20 protein-coding genes are annotated in these 22325 nt (G+C 62.0%); 13 read left to right on the forward strand and 7 right to left on the reverse strand.

The window, feature by feature from the left end; genetic code table 11:
• The first annotated feature begins 71 nt into the window (after positions 1-71).
• The 8 genes from PFU01S_RS00400 (at position 72) to PFU01S_RS00435 (ending at position 10516) form a co-directional block, all read left to right on the forward strand.
• Positions 72-1361, forward strand: a complete 1290-nt coding sequence (locus tag PFU01S_RS00400) for an MFS transporter (protein WP_023532734.1) — start codon at positions 72-74, stop codon at positions 1359-1361.
• Positions 1362-1519: 158 nt separating this feature from the next.
• Positions 1520-2518 carry a phosphate ABC transporter substrate-binding protein PstS gene (locus tag PFU01S_RS00405; RefSeq protein ID WP_028686786.1) on the forward strand — a complete coding sequence of 333 codons (999 nt, stop codon included), beginning with the start codon at positions 1520-1522 and terminating at the stop codon, positions 2516-2518.
• A 137-nt stretch (positions 2519-2655) separates the two neighbouring features.
• Positions 2656-4944, forward strand: coding sequence for an ABC transporter permease subunit (locus tag PFU01S_RS00410; protein WP_027913344.1), 2289 nt, complete (start codon positions 2656-2658; stop codon positions 4942-4944).
• 71 nt (positions 4945-5015) lie between these two features.
• On the forward strand, positions 5016-6632 hold the full coding sequence (gene pstA / locus PFU01S_RS00415; RefSeq protein WP_173645903.1) for a phosphate ABC transporter permease PstA: 1617 nt from the start codon (positions 5016-5018) through the stop codon (positions 6630-6632).
• 104 nt (positions 6633-6736) lie between these two features.
• A complete protein-coding gene (gene pstB / locus PFU01S_RS00420; RefSeq protein WP_028686784.1) occupies positions 6737-7570 on the forward strand; it encodes a phosphate ABC transporter ATP-binding protein PstB in 834 nt (277 codons plus the stop codon).
• A gap of 106 nt (positions 7571-7676) precedes the next feature.
• A complete protein-coding gene (gene phoU / locus PFU01S_RS00425; RefSeq protein ID WP_027913347.1) occupies positions 7677-8447 on the forward strand; it encodes a phosphate signaling complex protein PhoU in 771 nt (256 codons plus the stop codon).
• Between the two features lie 165 nt (positions 8448-8612).
• On the forward strand, positions 8613-9509 hold the full coding sequence (locus PFU01S_RS00430) for a response regulator (RefSeq protein WP_027913348.1): 897 nt from the start codon (positions 8613-8615) through the stop codon (positions 9507-9509).
• A 110-nt stretch (positions 9510-9619) separates the two neighbouring features.
• Positions 9620-10516 carry a M23 family metallopeptidase gene (locus PFU01S_RS00435; protein WP_027913349.1) on the forward strand — a complete coding sequence of 299 codons (897 nt, stop codon included), beginning with the start codon at positions 9620-9622 and terminating at the stop codon, positions 10514-10516.
• A gap of 33 nt (positions 10517-10549) precedes the next feature.
• Here PFU01S_RS00435 and PFU01S_RS00440 read toward each other — a convergent pair whose 3' ends face one another.
• The 3 genes from PFU01S_RS00440 to phoB form a co-directional block, all read right to left on the reverse strand.
• The gene (locus PFU01S_RS00440; RefSeq protein ID WP_027913350.1) at positions 10550-11890 is read right to left on the reverse strand and encodes a hemolysin family protein; all 1341 of its coding nucleotides are present in this window, start codon (positions 11888-11890) and stop codon (positions 10550-10552) included.
• Positions 11891-12029: 139 nt separating this feature from the next.
• Positions 12030-13337, reverse strand: a complete 1308-nt coding sequence (gene phoR / locus PFU01S_RS00445) for a phosphate regulon sensor histidine kinase PhoR (RefSeq protein ID WP_027913351.1) — start codon at positions 13335-13337, stop codon at positions 12030-12032.
• A 114-nt stretch (positions 13338-13451) separates the two neighbouring features.
• A complete protein-coding gene (phoB, locus tag PFU01S_RS00450; protein ID WP_023532543.1) occupies positions 13452-14141 on the reverse strand; it encodes a phosphate regulon transcriptional regulator PhoB in 690 nt (229 codons plus the stop codon).
• 172 nt (positions 14142-14313) lie between these two features.
• On the opposite strand from phoB, the gene PFU01S_RS00455 reads away from it, so the two are divergent.
• Positions 14314-14685, forward strand: a complete 372-nt coding sequence (locus tag PFU01S_RS00455; protein WP_028686783.1) for a COG4315 family predicted lipoprotein — start codon at positions 14314-14316, stop codon at positions 14683-14685.
• A 94-nt stretch (positions 14686-14779) separates the two neighbouring features.
• Here PFU01S_RS00455 and ubiA read toward each other — a convergent pair whose 3' ends face one another.
• Complete coding sequence (gene ubiA, locus PFU01S_RS00460; protein ID WP_028686782.1) at positions 14780-15670, reverse strand: 4-hydroxybenzoate octaprenyltransferase; 891 nt, start codon at positions 15668-15670, stop codon at positions 14780-14782.
• On the reverse strand, positions 15670-16227 hold the full coding sequence (locus tag PFU01S_RS00465; protein WP_028686781.1) for a chorismate--pyruvate lyase family protein: 558 nt from the start codon (positions 16225-16227) through the stop codon (positions 15670-15672). Before PFU01S_RS00465 ends, ubiA begins: the two co-directional genes overlap by 1 nt.
• Before the next feature lie 167 nt (positions 16228-16394).
• On the opposite strand from PFU01S_RS00465, the gene PFU01S_RS00470 reads away from it, so the two are divergent.
• The 4 genes from PFU01S_RS00470 to PFU01S_RS00485 all read left to right on the forward strand — a co-directional run bounded on the left by PFU01S_RS00470 (position 16395) and on the right by PFU01S_RS00485 (position 18735).
• Entirely contained in the window at positions 16395-16562 is a 168-nt protein-coding gene (locus PFU01S_RS00470) for a rubredoxin (protein ID WP_023532601.1), read from the forward strand.
• Positions 16563-16576: 14 nt separating this feature from the next.
• Complete coding sequence (locus PFU01S_RS00475) at positions 16577-17725, forward strand: NAD(P)/FAD-dependent oxidoreductase (protein WP_028686780.1); 1149 nt, start codon at positions 16577-16579, stop codon at positions 17723-17725.
• 189 nt (positions 17726-17914) lie between these two features.
• Complete coding sequence (locus tag PFU01S_RS00480) at positions 17915-18214, forward strand: HU family DNA-binding protein (protein WP_023532344.1); 300 nt, start codon at positions 17915-17917, stop codon at positions 18212-18214.
• Positions 18215-18360: 146 nt separating this feature from the next.
• Positions 18361-18735, forward strand: a complete 375-nt coding sequence (locus tag PFU01S_RS00485) for a hypothetical protein (RefSeq protein WP_028686779.1) — start codon at positions 18361-18363, stop codon at positions 18733-18735.
• 32 nt (positions 18736-18767) lie between these two features.
• On the opposite strand, the gene PFU01S_RS00490 is transcribed toward PFU01S_RS00485, so the two are convergent.
• Together PFU01S_RS00490 and recG are read right to left on the reverse strand one after the other, a co-directional pair.
• Positions 18768-20171: an aminoacyl-tRNA deacylase and HDOD domain-containing protein gene (locus PFU01S_RS00490; protein WP_027913357.1), complete on the reverse strand. Its 1404-nt coding sequence runs from the start codon at positions 20169-20171 to the stop codon at positions 18768-18770.
• A gap of 75 nt (positions 20172-20246) precedes the next feature.
• Positions 20247-22325 carry an ATP-dependent DNA helicase RecG gene (recG, locus tag PFU01S_RS00495; protein ID WP_027913358.1) on the reverse strand — a complete coding sequence of 693 codons (2079 nt, stop codon included), beginning with the start codon at positions 22323-22325 and terminating at the stop codon, positions 20247-20249.

The raw sequence follows: 22325 nt of genomic DNA on the forward strand, positions 1-22325 counted from the left end.
TTGCTATCTTCGCCTTCGCCTTGAACAAGCCGCATCCCGTGTGGCCTTGCCCTATAAAGAGAATAACCGTGATGACTTCCGCGCCGAGCAGTATCGAGCAGGCCCCGCGGCCGCTGACCCGCAGTGACTACAAGACCCTTTCGCTGTCTGCGCTGGGCGGGGCGCTGGAGTTCTACGACTTCATCATCTTCGTGTTCTTCGCCACCGTGGTCGGCAAGCTGTTCTTCCCAGCCGACATGCCAGAGTGGCTGCGGTTGATGCAGACGTTCGGCATTTTTGCCGCAGGCTATCTGGCGCGGCCCCTGGGCGGCATCATCATGGCGCATTTCGGCGACCTGCTGGGCCGCAAGAAGATGTTCACCCTGAGCATCTTCATGATGGCCCTGCCCACCCTGATCATGGGCCTGTTGCCGACCTACGCGCAGATTGGCCTGTGGGCGCCGATCCTGTTGCTGTTGATGCGGGTGATCCAGGGGGCGGCCATCGGCGGGGAAGTGCCGGGCGCCTGGGTATTCGTCTCGGAGCACGTGCCGGCGCGCAATACCGGCTATGCCTGCGGCACGCTCACTGCCGGTTTGACGGCCGGTATCTTGCTGGGCTCGCTGGTCGCGACCTTGATCAACAGCGTCTACAGCGCTGAAGAAGTGGCCAGCTATGCCTGGCGAATTCCGTTTCTGCTGGGCGGTGTGTTCGGTCTGTTTTCGGTCTACCTGCGCCGTTGGCTGCATGAAACCCCGGTGTTCGCAGAAATGCAGCAACGCAAAGCCTTGGCCGAAGAGCTGCCGCTGCGGGCGGTGCTGCGCGATCATCGCGGGCCCATCGTGCTGTCCATGTTGCTGACCTGGATGCTGTCGGCAGGCATCGTGGTGGTGATCCTCATGACGCCAGCCTTGTTGCAGAGCATCTACCACATCAGCCCTACCGACTCGCTCAAGGCCAACAGCCTGGCCATCGTGCTGCTGAGCCTGGGTTGCATTGGCGCCGGTAGCCTGGCCGATCGCTTCGGCGCGGGCCGTGTGTTCGTGGTCGGCAGCCTGATGCTGTTGGTCAGTTCCTGGGCGTTTTACCACAGCTTGCCCACACGGCCCGAGCTGTTGTTCCCGTTGTATGCGGTGACCGGCCTGTGCGTGGGCGTGATTGGCGCAGTGCCCTACGTGATGGTCAAGGCATTTCCGGCTGCGGTGCGCTTCAGCGGCTTGTCGTTTTCCTACAACGTCGCCTATGCCATTTTTGGCGGCCTGACGCCGATGGCGGTAACCGGGCTTCTGAAGGTCAGCCCCATGGCGCCCGCTTACTATGTGGCTGTCCTGTGCATGGTCGGCTTTTCGGTAGGTCTGTACTTGCTCGCCAACAAGCGTTGAATCGCCTTGGCCACTGACACTTGCTCCCTGTAGCAGCGCTTCGACACGATGATGGCATTTCATCCAATTGTCACAATCAAGTCATATCGTGTTCATGCGCGCTGCAGATACTGGCCCCCGTTCCCTCTCTGCACCCCCATTCCAGCTAGGAGCAAGGCATGAAATTGAAGCGTTTGATGGCGGCCCTTACCTTTGCCGCCGCTGGCGTTGCAACCGCCAACGCAGTGGCCGTTGTCGATCCTGCTATCCCGACCTACACCAAGACCACGGGTGTTTCGGGCAACCTCTCCAGCGTCGGCTCCGATACCCTCGCGAACCTGATGACCCTGTGGGCCGAGGCCTACAAAAAGGAATACCCGAACGTCAACATCCAGATCCAGGCAGCGGGTTCGTCCACTGCGCCACCGGCGCTGACCGAAGGCACCGCCAACCTCGGCCCCATGAGCCGCAAGATGAAGGACGTCGAATTGCAGGCGTTTGAGCAGAAGTATGGCTACAAACCGACCGCCATTCCGGTTGCGGTCGACGCCCTGGCGGTGTTCGTGCACAAGGACAACCCGATCAAGGGTCTGACCATGGCCCAGGTCGATGCCATTTTCTCTTCGACCCGCCTGTGTGGTGGCAAGGCCGAGATCAAGACCTGGGGCGATGCCGGAGTAACCGGCGACCTTGCCAACAAGCCGATCCAGCTGTTCGGCCGTAACTCGGTGTCCGGCACGTATGGTTACTTCAAGGAAGAAGCCCTGTGCAAAGGTGACTTCAAGCCCAACGTCAACGAGCAACCTGGTTCCGCCTCGGTGGTGCAGTCCATCAGCTCGTCGCTCAACGGTATCGGCTACTCGGGTATCGGCTACAAGACGGCCAGCGTCAGGACCGTGCCGCTGGCCAAGAAGGAGGGCGGCGAGTTCGTCGAGGACAACGAGACCAACGCCCTGAACGGCAGCTACCCGCTCTCGCGCTTCCTGTACGTTTACGTCAACAAGGCGCCGAACAAGCCGCTGGCCCCGCTGGAGGCCGAGTTCGTGAAGCTGGTACTGTCGCAGGCCGGCCAGCAGGTGGTCGTCAAGGATGGCTACATTCCGCTGCCTGCCAAAGTCGTCGACAAGACCCTGGCCGACCTGGGCCTGTCCCACGCCGGCAACGTCGCCAAGCAGTAATCGAACCCTGCAGGGGCAAGCCGTTGGGCTAGCCTCTTCAGCACTCCCAGCCCGGGGCCAGCCTTACTGTGCTTCGGGCTTTCGTGCGTCACTGCATTGTCATGTTTTTGTCATACGGGACCGCTAGGGTGTGCCCCATGAATGATCTGGCCAACTCCACAATGACCCAAGATTCCCAGCCTGCACGCATCGATTTCAACACGCCGGAGTTGCAGCGCAAGCGACGCCTGCGTGCGCTCAAGGACCGCCTGACGCGCTGGTATGTGCTGGTGGGCGGGCTGGCTGTGCTGGCCGCGATCACCTTGATCTTCTTTTACCTGGCGTATGTGGTCCTTCCGTTGTTCCAGGGCGCGGAACTGACCAGCAGGCAGGCATTGCAACCTGCCTGGCTCAAGGAGGAGGCGGGCAAGCCGCTGATGATCGCCCTCGAGGAGCAGAACCTGGTTGGCATGCGGGTTTCGGACCAGGGCCAGGTGCTGTTCTTCGACACCAAGACCGGCGAAGCGCTCGAGCGCGTCGACCTGCCCATCCCTGCCGGCGTACAGGTCTCTTCGATCGGTACCGACCAGCCAGGCAGCTCAATGGTGATGCTGGGGTTGTCCAATGGCCAGGCGTTGGTGTTCACCCATACCTACAAGATCACCTACCCCGACAACAAAAAAACCATTACGCCGACCATCGACTACCCCTATGGCAAACAGCCTTTCGTGCTGGATGAACAGGCGCGGGTGCTGGAGCACGTCAGCGCCAGCGTCAATGGCGACACGCTGTTGCTGGCTGGCTCCACGGGGGCGCACCTGCAGGTCATCGCGTTGACGCGCAGCGAAAACATGATGACCGCCGAAGTCACGACCGAGCAGACCCGCATCGAGCTGCCGCAAATGACCGAAACGGTGAAGAACATCTTCATCGATCCGCGCCAGCAGTGGCTGTACGTGATCAATGGTCGTGCCACTGCCGACGTGTTCAGCCTGCGCGACAAGAGCCTCAACGGGCGCTACACCCTGGCGCAGAGCGCTGATACCGAAGTGACGGCCACTGCGCAGCTGGTAGGCGGCATTTCACTGATCATCGGTGACTCGCACGGTGGGCTGGCCCAGTGGTTCATGGCCCGTGACCCGGACGGGGAATCCCGTTTCAAGCAGATTCGTACCTTCCAGCTGGGCACCTCGCCCATCGTGCAGATTGACGCCGAAGAGCGCCGCAAGGGCTTCATCGCCCTGGACGCAGAAGGCAAGCTGGGTGTTTTCCACAGCACGGCGCACCGCACCCTCTTGGTCGAGTCCGTGGCCCAGGGCCCAGGTATCCTTGCCCTGTCACCGCGCGCCAACCGGATCATGATCGAAGAGCCCGGCAGGTTGCTGCCATTGAAGCTGCACAACCCCCATCCGGAAGTGTCTTTCAGCGCGCTGTGGGGCAAGGTGTGGTACGAGAATTACGACGCGCCCAAGTACGTGTGGCAGTCGACCGCGTCCAATACCGATTTCGAGCCCAAGCTGAGCCTTTCGCCGCTGACCTTCGGTACGCTCAAGGCTGCCTTCTACGCCATGATCCTTGCCGCGCCGCTGGCCATTGCCGCCGCGATCTACACAGCCTACTTCATGGCCCCTGGCATGCGCCGCAAGGTCAAGCCGGTGATCGAACTGATGGAGGCGATGCCCACGGTCATCCTGGGGTTCTTCGCGGGGCTGTTTTTGGCGCCGTACCTGGAAGGCCACCTGCCAGGGGTCTTCAGCCTGTTCCTGCTCATGCCGGTCGGCATCCTGCTGGCAGGGTTCACCTGGAGCCGGCTGCCTGAATCCATTCGCCTGCGGGTACCGGATGGCTGGGAGGCGGCCATTCTTATCCCGGTCATTCTACTCACCGGCTGGTTTGCCCTTGGCATGAGCCCGTACCTTGAAAGCTGGCTCTTTGGCGGCGACATGCGCCTGTGGATCACCAATGACCTGGGTATCACCTATGACCAACGCAATGCACTGGTGGTCGGGATCGCGATGGGTTTTGCCGTCATTCCCAACATCTACTCGATTGCCGAGGACGCCGTCTTCAGCGTGCCGCGCAGCCTGACGCTGGGCTCCCTGGCACTGGGTGCAACGCCTTGGCAGACCCTCACCCGGGTAGTGATCCTGACCGCCAGCCCCGGCATCTTCTCGGCGCTGATGATCGGCATGGGCCGGGCTGTCGGTGAAACCATGATCGTGCTGATGGCCACCGGTAATACACCGGTGATGGAGATGAACCTGTTCGAAGGCATGCGCACGCTGGCTGCCAACGTAGCGGTGGAAATGCCGGAATCCGAAGTTGGGGGCAGTCACTACCGGGTGCTGTTCCTCGCCGCGTTGGTGCTGCTGATGTTCACCTTCGTCATGAACACCTTGGCCGAGCTGATTCGCCAGCGTCTGCGCAAGAAATACTCGTCGCTTTGATAGAAAGGTAGCGATCCGTGAAAAAGGATTCCCTCAAAGGCTGGTTCAAGAGCGGTGCCCCCGGTGTATGGATGAGCGGCGGCGCGGTGGCCATGGCGGTGATCATGACCGTTGGCCTGCTGGCAGTGATCGCCGTACGCGGCCTGGGGCATTTCTGGCCGGCCGATTTGATCCAGGCCACCTACGCCGTGCCGGGCCAGGCTCAGCAGACGGTCATCGGTGAAGTGGTACAGCAGGAAGAAGTGCCGCGTGCGCGCCTCAAGGGCGCCGGTTTGCCCGTGCCCGACCAGGGCCCGGAGTTCATGACACGCGAATTGATCAAGGTCGGAAACCGGGACCTCAATGGCAGCGACTTCACTTGGGTCGTGGGCGACTGGCTTGTCGATCAGCAGCGCCCCGAACAGCTGATGGCCCTGGAACGCCGCGAGTGGGGCAACTTCTATGGCTATCTGGTGAGCGTCAAGGAACAAGGCCGAGTGGTGGCGCAAGGGGCTGCGGCCTGGGGTGAGCTGCAAGCGCGCCTGGCCCGGGCCAGCGAGCTCAACAAGACGCTGCAAGCGCTGGAGAAGAAAGACATCGGTGCCATCAACCATGGCCTGGAGCGGTTGCGCCTGCAGGCGCGCAAACTCGAGCTCGAAGGCAAGCTGGACGCAGCGGCCCAGGCTGACATCGAGGCTGACCGCGCCGAGCTCAACAGCCGCTACAAAGCCATCGAAGATCGCCTGACCACGCTTCATCGGGATTTTGCCCGCGACACACTGGTGGCGCGCGATGGCAATGGCCGTGAAGTCGAGATCAACCTCAGCAAGGTGGTCCATGCCATCCAGCCCAACGGCATGTCGACCCTGGCCAAGCTGGGGGTGTACTTCGCCAAGGTGTGGGAGTTTCTCAGCGACGACCCGCGTGAGGCCAACACGGAGGGCGGTATCTTCCCGGCCATCTTCGGCACGGTGATGATGACCCTGATCATGGCCGTGATCGTCACGCCCTTTGGCGTGCTGGCAGCGGTCTATCTGCGCGAGTATGCCCGGCAGGGGCCGGTGACACGCCTGATCCGCATCGCCGTCAACAACCTTGCCGGTGTACCGGCCATCGTCTACGGCGTTTTCGGCCTGGGCTTCTTCGTGTACGTGCTGGGCGGCTCGATCGATCGCCTGTTCTTCGCCGAAGCCTTGCCGGCGCCCACCCTGGGCACGCCGGGCCTGTTGTGGGCGTCACTGACACTGGCATTGTTGGCCGTGCCGGTGGTGATCGTGGCCACCGAGGAAGGGCTGGCGCGCATTCCGCGCACCCTGCGCGAGGGTTCGTTGGCCTTGGGTGCCACCAAGGCCGAAACGCTGTGGAAGATCGTTCTGCCCATGGCCAGCCCGGCCATGATGACCGGCATGATCCTGGCCGTTGCTCGCGCCGCGGGTGAAGTCGCACCGCTGATGCTGGTGGGCGTGGTCAAGCTGGCGCCGTCGCTGCCGGTGGATGGCAATTACCCCTACCTGCACCTGGATCAGAAGATCATGCACCTGGGCTTTCATATCTACGATGTGGGCTTCCAGAGCCCGAACGTGGAAGCGGCGCGGCCACTGGTGTACGCCACGGCACTGCTGCTTGTGATGGTCATCGCGACACTGAACCTGTCGGCCGTGTGGATCCGTAACCACCTTCGTGAGAAATACAAGGCGCTCGACAGCTGAGCCAGGCGTCGAACGTTCAAGCGGCGTCGCCGGCGCGAGGCGTCCGCTTCGTCCCAACGTGCTACTGGCGGCCATACGCCGGCAGCTCCCAATGGAGTGAGACCATGCAGCAACAACCGCCTAACCACGGCATCGACATGTCCGCCCTGGGCCGCAGCAAACAGGGCCTGCGCCTGGCCGAGGAAACGGTTGCCATCGAAGTGCCTGGGCTGAGCCTGTTCTACGGTGACAAGCAGGCCCTGTTCGATGTCAGCATGAATATTCCCAAGCAGCGCGTGACGGCGTTCATTGGCCCGTCCGGCTGCGGCAAGTCCACCTTGCTGCGCACCTTCAACCGCATGAACGACCTGGTAGACGGCTGCCGTGTGCAAGGCGCCGTCAACCTGTACGGCCATGACATCTACCGCAAGGGCGAGGACGTAGCCGAGCTGCGTCGCCGCGTGGGCATGGTGTTCCAGAAACCCAACCCCTTCCCCAAGACCATCTACGAGAACGTGGTCTATGGCCTGCGGATTCAAGGCATCAACAAAAAGCGGGTCCTGGACGAGGCCGTAGAGTGGGCCCTCAAGGGCGCAGCGCTGTGGGACGAAGTCAAGGACCGTCTGCACGAGTCGGCGCTGGGTCTGTCCGGTGGGCAGCAGCAGCGCCTGGTCATCGCACGCACCATCGCGGTAGAGCCCGAGGTCCTGTTGCTGGACGAGCCTTGCTCGGCGCTGGACCCGATTTCCACGCTCAAGGTCGAAGAGCTCATCTACGAGTTGAAAACCAAGTTCACCATCGTCATCGTGACCCACAACATGCAGCAGGCGGCCCGGGTATCGGATTACACCGCCTTCATGTACATGGGCAAACTGGTGGAATTCGGCGACACCGATACCCTGTTCACCAACCCCGCCAAGAAGCAGACCGAAGACTACATCACTGGCCGATACGGCTGAAGAAGCACCGCGCACTGCTGCTCGCCGGGTGGAGGCACTCGGCGCAGGCAGGGGCACGCCTCGAACGACTTGAAGCTCGCAGCCAGCAGCTTCGCGGAGCCACAGCATGATCAACAAAGAAAGCCTGACGCATCATATTTCCCAGCAGTTCAACGCCGAGCTCGAAGAGGTTCGCAGTCACCTGCTGGCCATGGGCGGGCTGGTCGAGAAACAGGTCAACGATGCGGTCACTGCGCTGATCGAGGCCGATTCCGGCCTGGCTCAGCAGGTGCGCGAGGTCGACGAGCAGATTAACCAGATGGAGCGCAACATCGACGAGGAATGCCTGCGCATTCTGGCGCGTCGCCAGCCGGCGGCATCGGACCTGCGCCTGATCATCAGCATCTCCAAATCGGTGATCGACCTTGAGCGTATCGGTGACGAATCGACCAAGATCGCCCGGCGGGCCATCCAGCTCTGCGAGGAGGGTGAATCCCCGCGGGGCTATGTAGAAGTTCGGCACATCGGCGATCAGGTGCGCAACATGGTGCGCGACGCACTCGACGCCTTCGCCCGCTTCGATGCCGACCTGGCCTTGTCGGTGGCTCAATACGACAAGACCATCGACCGTGAATACAAGACAGCCTTGCGCGAGCTGGTGACCTACATGATGGAAGATCCCCGCTCGATCTCCCGTGTGCTGAGTGTCATCTGGGTCCTGCGCTCGCTGGAGCGCATCGGCGACCATGCACGCAACATCTCCGAACTGGTGATCTACCTGGTGCGCGGCACCGATGTACGCCACATGGGCCTCAAGCGCATGACCGCGGAGGTGCAGGGTCGAGCCAGTGTCGATGGTGAAATACCTAATGTTCCAGCCGAGGCGGACGATAAATAAAGTTCTCTCCGAGCATCGGCGCCCGGCTTGTGCCGGGCGTTTTCGTTAGTCCGCCTGGAGGTGCCAGAGACCATCGACCGGCTGTAGATGACCCGGCGTAACACACAGGTGGTAGCAAGTGGCCAGCAAATGGCAGTAGGCTAGTCGGGTTCAGAAGGAGTATCGATGAGTAAAGTGAATGTGCTGGTGGTGGATGACGCGCCATTTATCCGTGACCTGATCCGTAAGTGCCTGCGCAACGCGTTTCCTGGCATGACCGTGGAGGATGCCGTCAACGGTCGCAAGGCCATGACCCTGTTGGGCAAGGAAGCGTTCGACCTGGTGCTGTGCGACTGGGAAATGCCGGAAATGTCGGGCTTGGAGCTACTCACCTGGTGCCGTCAGCAACCTGAGCTGAAAGGCCTTCAGTTCATCATGGTGACCAGCCGTGGCGACAAGGAAAATGTCATCCAGGCGATTCAGGCCGGCGTGTCGGATTTCGTCGGCAAGCCGTTCACCAACGAGCAGTTGCTGACCAAGGTAAAGAAGGCCTTGGCCAAGATCGGCAAGCTCGACAGCCTCATGAGCCCAGGGCCTGCGCGGGCCAATGCCGCGTTCGCCAATGACTCGCTCAACGCCCTGACGGCTGGGCGGCCCGAAGCCGTCAAGGTGGCTGCGCCAGCACCTGTTCCAACCAAGGTGGCCGCCACCCCTGGCAAACCTAGCGTAGCGACACCCGCACCCAGCGGTCGCGGCCAGGGCCAGCTGCGTTTGGCGAGCGGCATGCAGGCCTGCGTGATCAAGGCGTTGAGCCTGAAGGAAGCCCTGCTGGTCGTGCGGCGCAGTGAGACACTGCCGCAGGTACTCGAAGGCGCTGTGCTGAACCTGGAGCAGGGCGAAAACGCAGAGGTGGCGCGTTTGAACGGTTATCTGCACGCGGTGGCGGCCTTCGAGCCCAAGCCGGACAGCGACTGGCTGCAATTGACGTTCAAGTTCGTCGATCAAGACGCCCAGAAGCTGGATTACCTGTCCCGCCTGATCGCCCGCGGCACTGCCCAGAAGCATTTCACGCCAGGGGCCTGACGGGCCGCCGCAACAGCGAGCTGGCCAGCAGCATCCGACCAACTGTCATGGTGAACAGGGTGCCTGCTGCTAGGCTTGGACAGGTCCTCCACTGTCAAAAAGCCATCATCATGCATCTGCGCTTTCTGCTGCTGTGTACGTTAACCCTGGTCAGCGCCTCTAGCCTGGGGGTGACACTGCACCCCGTCACCGACGAAACGGGCAGGGTTTCCTATGCGCAGCGACCCGGCCCGGGCATCAAGCCCACGGTCGTGGATGAGTCCACCGTGGAAATCAACGAACACGACGTGCGCCTCAACGCGATCGTGTTTCAGGGCGGTGTGAGCTTCTCGGCCCGCAACGAATTGCCAGTCGCGGTGCAGGTGGAACTGCGCCTGGATAATCTGGTGAATGCGCAGGGTGGCGATGCGCCGCGAACCGTGCGGCGTCTGTTGCCGCCGCGATCGACGCAAGTACTCAGCATCGTCCGGGGACAGCCAGGCAAGTTGCTCAACTACCGTTCGACGCTGCTGCAGGCCATGGGCGACCCCGGCAAGCGCCCGCAAGGTTATCGTTATGCGTTTCCATGGGTGGGTGGGCCGTTTCGGGTGACCCAGGGGCCCAATGGCAGGTTCAGCCACTTCGGGCCCAAAGGGCGCTATGCAATGGACATCGCCATGCCCGAAGGCACGACCATTGTGGCGGCACGCGAAGGGGTGGTGGTGAGCACGCGTAGCGAGCAGAGCGGGCGAGGGGACAATCCCTCGGGCAACTTTGTCCGCATCCTGCACCCTGACGGCACCATGGGGGTGTACCTGCACTTGATGAGGGGGTCGATCGTGGTCGCGTCTGGGCAGCGTGTGCGCCAAGGGCAGGTGCTGGCCAGGTCGGGCAACACGGGTAACAGCACCGGGCCCCATCTGCACTTCGTGGTTCAGCGCAACGTGGGGCTGGCGCTCGAGTCGATTCCCTATCGGTTCGACCGGCCGATCAGTGGGCTGCCCGACTACACCGCAGGCAACCCCTGATCAGGGCTGGACCGAGCCAGGGGTTTTATAAGCTCAGTCCAGCTTGAGCACTTTGGCCAGCACGATCTTGGGGCCTTTCATCTTCTTGACGATGATGCGCAGCCCTTCGACCTCGAGCACTTCTTCTTCTTCCGGTACGCGCTTGAGCGTTTCGTAGACCAGGCCGGCCAGTGTTTCTGCCTCGATATGGTCCAGGTCCACGCCCAGCAAGCGCTCGACCTTGAACAGCGGGGTATCGCCGCGCACCAACAGCTTTCCTGGCTGATAGGCCAGGATGCCGCGCTCGGTCTTGCGGTGTTCGTCCTGGATGTCGCCCACCAGCACTTCCAGCACATCCTCCATGGTCAGGTAACCGATGACCTTGCCATCGGCCTCCTCGACCAGCACGAAGTGCGCACCGCCCTTGCGGAACTGCTCGAGCAACTGGGACAGCGGCATGTGCCTGGAAACGCGCTCCAGGGGACGAGCCAGGTCTTCCAGGTCAATGGTTTCTGGCAGGTGCTCGAGTTCGGCGAGTTCGAGCAGCAGGTCCTTGATGTGCAGCAGGCCCGTGAACTCCTCACGCTCGGTGTCGTACACCGGGTAGCGGCTGAACTTGTGACGACGGATCAGGGCCAGTATCTGCTTGAGCGGGGCATGGGCATCAATGATGACCATGTCTTCGCGAGAGTTGGCCCAGTCCACCACCTCCAGTTCACCCATTTCCACGGCGGATGCCAGCACGCGCATGCCTTGATCGCTTGGGTCCTGGCCACGGCTGGAGTGCAGGATCAGCTTGAGCTCTTCCCGGCTGTAATGATGCTCGTGGTGCGGGCCGGGTTCGCCTTGGCCGGCAATGCGCAGGATGGTGTTGGCGCTGGCATTGAGCAGGTAGATGGCCGGGTACATCAGCCAGTAGAACAGGTACAGCGGTACTGCGGTCCACAGCGACAACAGTTCCGGCTTGCGAATGGCCCACGATTTGGGCGCCAGCTCACCGACCACGATGTGCAGGTAGGAGATCACGAAGAAGGCGACGAAGAACGAGACGGCCTTGATCAGCTCGGGGGTATCAACGCCAAAGTAGGCCAGCAGCGGTTCGAGCAAGTGCGCGAAGGCCGGCTCGCCCACCCAGCCCAGCCCTAGCGAAGCCAGGGTGATGCCGAGCTGGCATGCCGAGAGGTAGGCATCGAGCTGGTTGTGAACCTTGCGCAGAATGCTGCCGCGCCAGCCGTGCTGCTCGGCGATGGCGTCCACGCGGGTTGCGCGCAGCTTGACCATGGCGAACTCGGCGGCGACGAAGAAGCCGTTGAGCAGCACCAGGACCAAAGCAAAAATGATCATGCCGAAATCGGCGAACAGGGAGGTGAAGCTGATACCAGGGGAAGGGTCCATGATGGAGTTTTTACGGGATCCGTCTTGAAGATGAGAAAAGTGCCGGCTCCAGCCGGCGCAAGGGATCAAATGTAGCGGCTAGGGCCGCAAAAGCAAAGGGCAGCCCATTGATCGGTGCTGCAAAGTGGCCCGAACGGCCTCAAACCGTGCCCGTGATCTGTTGCGCCGCTGCAAAATGGCAGGTGAAGGTGCTGCCGTGGCCTGGCACGCTGCTGATCTCCAGGCGCCCGCGGTGGCGCATCAGCACATGCTTGACGATGGCCAGCCCAAGGCCCGTACCACCGGTATGGGACGCACGGCTCGAATCCACCCGATAGAACCGCTCCGTCAGCCGTGGCAGGTGCTTGGCATCGATGCCGGGCCCTGAGTCCTGCACCGACAGATGGGCGCCCTGGGCATCGGCCCACCAACGAATGCGAATGCTGCCCTCGTCCTGCGTGTACTTGACGGCATTGAATACCAGGTTGGAAAAAGCGCTGCGCAATTCCGACTCGCTGCCTTTGAGCCAGATGCCTGGCTCGGCTTCCAGGGTGATGCGCTGATTGCGGGGCCCGGACAACGCCTGCGCGTCCTGCTTGATCGCATTGAGCAGGGTGTCCACGGCCACTGGCTGGTTGTCGGATGGGTAGTCGGTGGCCTCCAGCTTGGCCAACAGCAGCAGGTCGTTGAGCAGCGTTTGCATGCGCGAGCCCTGTTGGCTCATCTGCTGCAACGCTCGACGCCAGCGGGGGTTCACGTCCTCGACGTTATCCAGCAGGGTTTCCAGGTAGCCGGCGATCACGGTCAGCGGCGTTCGCAGTTCGTGGGACACGTTGGCTACGAAATCCTTGCGCATCTGTTCGAGCTGGTGGATGCGGGTCACGTCCCGAACCAGCATCAGGTGCTCGTTGTTGCCGTAGCGTGTGATGTGCAGTTGCACCCGCATGCGATCGTTGATGGGTGAGGGAATCTCCAGTGGCTCGACATAGTTCTCGGCTTCGAAGTATTCCTTGAAGCGCGGATGTCGCACCAGGTTGGTGACCTGCTGGCCGCCGTCCTGGGGTGTCTTGAAGCCCAGGAGCGTCTCGGCTGCGCGGTTCCACCACTCCAGGTTGCCGTGGCTGTCGAGCATGATCACCGCGTCACGTAGCGCCGCGGTGGACTCCTGAACCCTGTCGATCACTGCTTGAAGCCTGCCACGCACACGCTGATCGCGGCGTTGCAGATGGTAGATGCTGTCGAACACCTCGCCCCACAGGCCGTAGCCGTCAGGCGGTGCTTCGTCCGGTTGGTGATTGCGCAGCCAAGCATGCAGGCGCAGCAGTTGCTTGAGCGTCCAGCCCAGGTAGAGGGCCAGGCCAATGGCCAGGCTCCAGCCATAGTAGCCACTGATCAGGCCACCGATCAGGCAGAGGGTGATCAACAGCAGCAGGTGGCGGATCAGGGTCGCATGCCAGTTCTGGTTCAATTGGGGATCCTTCGAATCCAGCGATCAACAGCAAGTACGAACCTGCACGCAGAAGCGGATCGGTAGCGCGTTCACGTCCATTCGACGGCCTTGAGCCGAGAGCTGCGTTTCAGGTCAGACCTTGGTCGAAAAGCGGTAGCCTGTGCCGCGCACCGTTTGTACCAGATTTTCATAGGCCTCACCCAGCGCCTTTCGCAAGCGGCGAATGTGGACATCGACCGTGCGTTCCTCGACGTAGACATTGCCCCCCCAGACCTGGTCCAGCAACTGGCCGCGGGTATAGGCGCGTTCCTGGTGGGTCATGAAGAATTGCAGCAGGCGGTACTCGGTAGGCCCCATCTCGGCCGGCTTGCCATCGATGGTGACGCGATGGCTGATAGGGTCCAGCAGCAGTCCGCCGACCTCGATGGGGGTCTCGCCATCACTGGGGCCGGTGCGTCGCAGCACTGCCTTGAGGCGGGCCACCAGTTCACGCGGCGAAAACGGCTTGGTGATGTAGTCGTCCGCACCCACTTCCAGGCCTTGGATCTTGTTGTCTTCCTCGCCCTTGGCGGTAAGCATGATGATCGGAATGTCCCCGGTCAGCTCGTCGCGCTTCAGCCGCCGGGCCAGCTCGATGCCCGAGGTGCCGGGAAGCATCCAGTCCAGCAGGATCAGGTCCGGCTTACGGTCGACGATGATGGCATGGGCCTGTTGGGAGCTTTCTGCTTCCAGGCACTCATAACCTGCCATCTCCAGGGCCACGGCAATCATCTCGCGGATGGGCGCCTCGTCGTCGACGATCAGAATATTCCTGCCAGCCATGCTCAAAACCTCTCCTGGATTCGCTGTCTTGGCCCCGCATTAGATAACGGAATTATTGCAGCTGTGTGACAGGGTATTGGCGGTTCTCGCGACATTCAATGACTGGGCTAGGCTTCACAGGGCGGCGGTTGCGCCTGCAACCGAACCTTTTCCTCACGACACGGTGAATCCAATGACACGACATACGCTGAGCTGGATGGCCCTTTGCGCGGCCTTTTCGCTACCGGGCATCGCCTTGGCCGAGCCGGCCATGGAAAAGGAGGGCATGTGGGTGAATGACCAGGGCATGACGCTCTATACCTTCGACAAGGACACCGGTGGCAAGTCGATGTGCAACGGCGAGTGTGCCAGCAATTGGCCGCCCTTGATGGTCAAGGCCGAGGATCAGGCAGCCGAAGGCAAATGGACCGTGGTCATGCGTGATGACGGCAGCAAGCAATGGGCCTATGCCGGCAAGCCGCTGTATACCTTCGTCAAGGACAAGCAGGCGGGGGACAGGCACGGTGACGGGGTCAAGGACGTCTGGCACATTGCCAAACCCTGATGGGTTAGCCACACGGCCTCTCACCTGAACAGGTCGCCATGCGGTGTGGACCACGCGGACCTTGCTGAGGCGGTACCGCGCCTCAGCGCACCGCTCAACGCAGCGCGTAATCCAGTACCACGCCCATGAACACCAGCAACCCGGCCCAGTGGTTGTGCAGGAACGCCTTGAAGCATGCCTCTCGGTCCAGGCGGCGTGTGGACCAGAATTCCCAGACGAAACAGCACGCGGCGCCCAGCAGGCCCAGGTAGAACCAGCCGCCGAGGGCGAAGCTGCTGCCGGCCAGCATCAGGCAGCCCAGCGAAAGCCCCTGCAAGCTCAGGATGATCACCCGGTCAGCCTCGCCAAACAGGATGGCCGTGGACTTCACACCGATCTTCAGGTCATCGTCGCGATCGACCATGGCGTAGTAGGTATCGTAAGCCACCGTCCACAGCAGATTGGCGATGTACAGTAGCCAGGCGGCGGCCGGCAGCTCACCTCCGGCCGCGGTGAAGGCCATGGGAATGCCCCATGAATAGGCGGCGCCCAGCACCACTTGTGGGTAATAGGTGTAGCGCTTCATGAAGGGGTAGCAGAACGCGAGCGCGACCGCCGCGAACGAAAGCCAGACGGTTTCGCTGTTGGTGCACAGCACCAGCAGGAAACTCACGCCCACCAGGACGGCAAACAGCGTCAGCGCTTCGCGTGGGCGTACACGCCCACTGGCCAAAGGTCGATCAGCGGTGCGCTTGACGTGCCCATCCACTTTGCGGTCGGCAAAATCATTGATGCAGCAACCGGCGGCGCGCATGAGCACCACACCCAACCCGAAGATCAGCACATTGGCCAACGTCGGTGAACCCTGACCGGCAATCCACACCGCCGACAGGGTTGGCCAGAGCAGCAGATAAATGCCGATGGGCCTGTCCATACGGCTTAGCTGGACAAAGTCCCAAGCGCGCGGGTGAAGGCGGTTCAACGACTTGAGCAGTTGCACGTACATCAACGGGTATCCTCGCGTGCCGCCTGCCACAACGCCGGCAGAAATACTTCGGCGACGAGCAGGTCGAGTCCATCTCGGGAGAAGCGTGAACGGCGTCCCCACAGGCCTGGGCTTGCGACTTCAGCGGGCAGCCAGGTTTCGGGGTAATGGCATGCCTGCAAGGGGTGGCGGGTGAACGCTCTGTCGCAGAACAGCAGCTCGCCCAGCGAGCGACTGCCGAGCGACTCGAGGTCCAGGCCGCCACGTTCCAGCGCCACACGGCTGGCCACGCTGCGGGCAAATACCCACGGCTGACCATGCCCGCGCAGGAACACCTCCCTGACCCAACCCTGGGCGCCGGGCGCGATGCCAAGGGCCAGGCATTCATCTTCGCGCAGCGGCTGCCAGCCTTCGAACAGTGGCGTTACGCAGAAATCGTCGCCGGACAGTCGAGTCAGCCGACGTGTGAGCGAGCCCTCATCGAATAACCAGTCCAGCATGGAGGTGGCGAGGCTGGCCTGCACCTGTGGATACGCTAGCCACGCGACAGCGGCTGCGTGCGGGGTTGGGTACGACACGTCGGTCTGCTTGTTACAACCAAAGAGGCCGCGAGCTTAGCATGAATGCCCCGACTGCTTGCATACTGCCGGCAGGGCCGCTACAAAGCCTTTCGATTGCACCTTGGCCCGTGAAGAGGCCGCAAGTTCAAACCCAAGCCGAGCCTGAACCGAGGAAACCCGTTCCGATGAAAAAGTGGCAATGTATTGTCTGCGGTCTGATCTATGACGAAGCCGATGGCTGGCCGGATGATGGAATCGCACCCGGCACGCGCTGGGAAGACGTACCCGAAGACTGGCTCTGCCCGGACTGCGGGGTTGGCAAGAGCGACTTTGAAATGATCGCCATCGGTTGATCGAGGAAACCCCTATGACGCCTCCTATAGTCATCATCGGCACCGGGCTTGCGGGCTACAACCTCGCCCGGGAATTGCGCAAGTTTGATGCGCTCACACCCGTGCTGATGATCACTGCCGATGATGGGCGGTCCTATTCCAAGCCCATGCTTTCGACCGGCTTTGCCAAGCAGAAGGACGCCGAGGGGTTGTGCATGGCCGAGCCCGGCGCCATGGCCGAGCAATTGAACGTCGAGGTGCGCACGCATACGCGCATAACGGGTATCGACCCAGGCCACAAGCGCCTGTGGATCGGCGAGGAGGCAGTGCCCTATCGTGACCTCGTCCTGGCGCTGGGTGCACAGACCATCAGCGTGCCTGTCGAAGGGGATGCCAGCGACCTGATGTTCCCGATCAACGACCTTGAAGACTACGCGCGCCTGCGTGCTGCGGCTGACGGCAAGCAGCGGGTGTTGATCCTGGGCGCCGGTCTTATCGGCTGTGAGTTTGCCAACGACATGCGTCTTGGCGGCTTCGAGGTCGACGTGGTCGCGCCCTGCGAGCAGATCATGCCCACCCTGTTGCACCCGGCGGCGGCACAGGCGGTACAGGGCGGGCTGCAGGGTATCGGTATTCGTTTTCATCTCGGGCCCGTGCTGACGCGCTTGCAGCGCCAGGGTGACGGCGTGTGCGCACAGTTGTCCGACGGCCAGGTCATCGCATGCGATCTGGTCGTGTCGGCCGTAGGCCTGCGCCCCCGAACGGACCTGGCTGCCGCAGCTGGCCTGCAGACGGGGCGGGGTATCCGTGTGGACCGGTTTCTGCGTACCTCTCATGCCAATATCCACGCCTTGGGCGACTGCGCCGAGGTGGACGGCATCAACCTGCTGTACGTCATGCCGTTGATGAGTGGTGTTCGAGCACTGGCGCAGACGCTGACAGGCACCCCCACTGCCGTCAGCTATGGGCCCATGCCCATCACGGTCAAGACGCCTGCCTGTCCTCTGGTGGTTTCGCCACCAGCGAATGGACAAGTCGGGACGTGGCAGGCGGAGGGGGAGGGCAATGACGTCAAGGCGCTCTGCCATGCAGCCGATGGCCAGCTGATCGGGTACGCCCTTACGGGCAATGCCGTGATGGAACGACTGACCCTCAATCGCCAGCTGCCACCGGTTATGGCGTAAATGGCGCCCGAACTGTCGTGTATGCCTTTTTTGCGCATGCATTATGGCCGTACCGATACTGGCGCGGTACTCAAGCGCGTGCCATTCTCACACTCGTCTGCTGCGGCTTAGAGCCTGTGGCGCCTTGAACGCTGCCCACGAGGCGGCACGGCATAACAACAAGAATCCCGTCAAAGAGGCTTCATCATCATGCGCAAACCAGAACTCGCCGCTGTCATCGCCGAGAAGACCGACCTGACCAAAGACCAGGCCAACCAGGTGCTGAACGCGATCCTCGAAAGCATTACCCAGGCTGTGAACAACGATACAGTGACGCTGGTGGGTTTCGGCACCTTCGAGAAGCGTCATCGTGGGGCGCGGACCGGTAAAAACCCGCAGACGGGTGAGCCCGTCAAGATCAAGGCAAGTAACACGGTAGCCTTCAAGCCAGGCAAGAATTTGCGCGACAGTATCAACGTGCCTGCCAAGCCTGCCAAAAAGACGAAATAACCCAGGCCTGTCAGCGTCATGACGATCGAACGGGCGCTGACAGCGCCCGTTGCCGTTGCATGCGAAAAAAGATTCGTTGAGCCCCTGCAAAGCATATAAAGCGGATAAACTGGCGCTCACAGTCACTTTTTATACGAGACGCTTGAATGAAGTTCCGCTTACTTCTCTGGGTCATGGGCCTGCTGATGGCCAGGGCAAGCCGAAACAATCCGGCTTTCCAGCAGCAGCTCAAGGGCAAGGATCTGGTATTCCAGATGCAGACCCTCGATGGCAGGATCGTCCGTCATTTCATCGTCGCCAACGAACGCATCCGTAGCAAAAGTGGCGCGTTCGCGCAGCCTGCCTTCGCCATCGCCTTCAAGGACGCTGCCTATGGCTTCACTACCTTGCAGGCGCGCAACAAGCAGCTGGCATTCATGCAGGGCATCCAGGACAAGGCGATCCAGATCAAGGGCAACCCGGCTTTGGTGATGTGGTTTCAGGGCCTGATGAAGTACCTGAAACCAAAAAAGAAGCATTGACCGCGCAGGGGCCGAGCTAGCGCCCCTGTCAGTCAGTGCGGCGCCGCGAACTGAGAGGCAAGCTCGCGCAGCAAGGCCTCGGCATCGAGTACCTTGTTCACGGCATCCTCGGCCTTGTCGCGGGAAAGCCCGAGCCGCTCAAGCAATGCATCGGGAATCTCCTCTTTCGGGCCCGAACCGATACCCCGTGAGCGAAGCAATCGGGTGGCGAGGAAAACCAGGTTGGGAAAGGCTGCATAATCGCCGTCGTAGGTGGGGTCATGCTGGAAGCGCAGCGCCGTGGACAACTCCTCGGGCATGTCCCACAGCTTCATCAGCCAGGCACCAATCTGCTCGCGGCTGATTCCCAACAGGTGGCGCTCCACATAGGTGTGGCATAGATGTGGGTTGACCTCCAGGTGCCGGCAGATCAGCGAAAAATGCGGCGGAAACACATGCGCCAGCAGCAAGTACCCGAAATTGTGCAGAAGGCCGGCAAGGTAGGTGAGCCCTGCCTCGGGTCGTTCGGCACGGGGCATTGCACGAGTGAGACCCTCGATGACAGCTGCCGTGTAGATAGAGTGCTGCCAGTAAGGCGTCGCTTGCTGAGGCTGGTCCTTGGGCAGGCTGAGCGTCTTGCCCATCGCCAGGCCCAAGGCCAGGTTGATCACCAGATCGAAACCCAGCACCCTGACAATCGCATCTTCGACCGAGCGTACCTTGCCGGGCGAGGCGTAATAGGGCGATGCCGCCCAGCTCACGACCTGCGCCGCCAGTGCCGGGTCGGTTTCCACCACGCCGGTGATATCGTCGATGCTGGCATTGGGGTCGACACGCAGCTTCATGATCTTCTGCGCGGTATCGGCCAGAGGCGGAATTTCAATGGTTTCTTCGAGCCGCTTCTGAATGCGTCGCGCAGTGAAGGCCTGAACTGCCTGGTTGATCTCGCGGGTGTCATCGTCCGGGCGGTCCAGGTTGAGGGTAATGGCCTGCACCTCCTGCCCGAAGGCACTGGCGCTGGCTTTGCTCAGCAGGCGTTTGAACGGGTCACGGTCGATGGCCAGCAGCAGGCCCTCTTGGCCTGACTGGATGAATACGGTCGCCGGTTCGAGCAGGCTTTTTTCGTACTGGCAAGGTGAGCTGGTCAGCGCCGGTATGCCCGGGAGAACCTTGAGATGGTGTTTTTCCAGCATTTGGCGCAAGCGGGGCACCGGCACAGCGGTGAGCGTGCGGCCGGTCAGCTCGGTAAGCCGGCTCAGGTCCAGCAGTTGGCTTTGCGGCAGCAGCACCATGAGTGCGCCCACCTCGTCGTCCAGTAGCACCGCCTGCACACAGGCCTGAGCCGGCGGGCGTGAATGTGCCAACACCTCACGGTAGGCGACGCCGAGCTTGTCGAGCAGCAACCGGATAACCGACGGTGTTTGTGGGGTTGCGGTGTCCAAGGCAGCTTGAGTCATGGTCCGTGTCCACTGATTCCTAAAAGCGAAGTATAACCAGCCTCGCCGGGAGGCTGGATCCATTGACCACTTGGGTCAGACTTGGCCGTACTGCTGCCCGTGACGCAGCCAGCGTTCAAGCAAGGGGCTGACATGTTCCGGCCAGCGGGCCACCAATGCCTGGGCTGCATCACGAACGGCCGGAAGCAGATCGGCATCGCGCATCAGGTCAGCGACCTTGAACTGCAGCAGGCCCGTCTGGCGCGTGCCGAGCATCTCGCCAGGGCCGCGCAGCTCCAGGTCCTTTTCCGCGATGATGAAGCCATCGTTGGTTTCGCGCATGATGCCCAGGCGTTCGCGGCCCACCTGTGACAAGGGCGGGTGATACAGCAGGACGCAGTGGCTGGCAGCGCTGCCACGGCCCACCCGCCCACGCAACTGGTGCAGCTGGGCCAACCCCAGGCGTTCCGGGTTTTCGATGATCATCAGGCTGGCGTTGGGCACATCGACGCCGACTTCGATCACGGTCGTGGCAACCAGCAGTTGCAGATCACCGGCTTTGAATTGGGCCATGATCTCGGCTTTTTCTGCCGGTTTCATGCGCCCGTGAATCAGCCCGACCCGCAACTCGCCCAGGGCGCTGCCAAGTTCCTCGTAAGTGCTCTCGGCGGCCTGGCAGGTCAACTCTTCAGACTCTTCGATGAGGGTACAGACCCAATAGGCCTGACGGCCTTCAGCGCAGGCAGCGCGTACCCGTTCGACCACTTCGAAGCGGCGGCTGTCGGCCACCAGCACCGTGTTGACCGGTGTACGCCCGGGAGGCAATTCGTCCAGCACGGACGTATCCAGGTCAGCATAGGCGCTCATGGCCAACGTACGCGGAATGGGCGTCGCCGTCATGATCAGCTGATGCGGACACAACTCGCCATTCACACCCTTTTTGCGCAAGGCCAGGCGCTGCTGGACGCCAAAACGGTGCTGCTCGTCGATGATGGCCAGGGCGAGGTGCTTGAACTTGACCTCTTCCTGGAACAGGGCATGGGTACCCACCACCATTGGCGCACCGACGGCGATCTGCTCCAGTGCACTGGCCCGGGCCTTGCCCTTGAGCTTGCCAGCGAGCCAGGCGACTTCGATGCCCAGTGGCTCCAGCCAGCGCTTGAAGGTGATGTAGTGCTGCTCGGCAAGAATCTCGGTAGGCGCCATCAGCGCAACCTGGTAACCCGCCTCCAACGCCTGAAGGGCTGCCAGTGCCGCAACCACGGTCTTGCCGGCCCCCACATCACCTTGAACCAGGCGCAGCATGGGTTCGTGCTGGCTGAGGTCGTAGGCAATTTCATTGGCGACCCGCTGCTGCGCCCCGGTAGGCTTGAAGCCGAGATTGGCCAGGTACTCGTCCTGCAGGCGCGAGGGCTTGGGCAGCACCGGCGCGCGCAGGCTGCGCAGGCTTTCGCGCAGTCGCTGCTGCGACAGCTGGTGGGTCAGCAGTTCTTCGAATGCCAGGCGGTGCTGGGCCCAGTGGTGGCCTTCGGCAAGCTCATCGAGGTCGGCGTCAGCCGGCGGGTTGTGCAAGTAACGTATGGCATCGTCCAGCGGGGCCAGCTGATAATCGCGTGCAAGCTCCTCGGGTAGCCAGTCCGGCAAGCTGCGCGGCCCGAGCAGGGCGAGGCTCTGTTGGCAGAGCAGGCGCAGCCGTTGCTGGGTGAGCCCCTCGGTGGACGGGTAAATCGGGGTAAGCGTCTGTTCGACCGGCGGCGGCGGTTCGTCGCCGTTCAGTGCACGGTATTCCGGGTGATAGATCTCCAGGCCCGACGCGCCCGGCCGGGCTTCGCCGTAGCAACGCAGGTGGGTGCCGCGTTTGAGCCCTTCCTTCTGTGCGTTGCTGAAATGGTAGAAGCGCAGGCTCAGCACGCCGCTCCCGTCGCCGAGACGAACGACGAGGCTACGTCGCTTGCCCATGGTCACGTCCGCGCCGCTGACCACGCCCTCGATCACCGCATCCTGCCCCGGCCGGAGTTGCCCGATCGGCACCACGCGGGTGCGGTCCTGGTAGCGCAAGGGCAGGTGGAACAACACATCCTGCAGGTTCTCCAGGCCCACCTTGGCAAGCTTCTGCGCCATGGCGTCTCCGACACCCTTGAGTACCGTGACCGGTACCTTCGACAACTCACTCAT

This window comes from Pseudomonas fulva NBRC 16637 = DSM 17717, assembly GCF_000730565.1.
Lineage (GTDB): Bacteria > Pseudomonadota > Gammaproteobacteria > Pseudomonadales > Pseudomonadaceae > Aquipseudomonas > Aquipseudomonas fulva.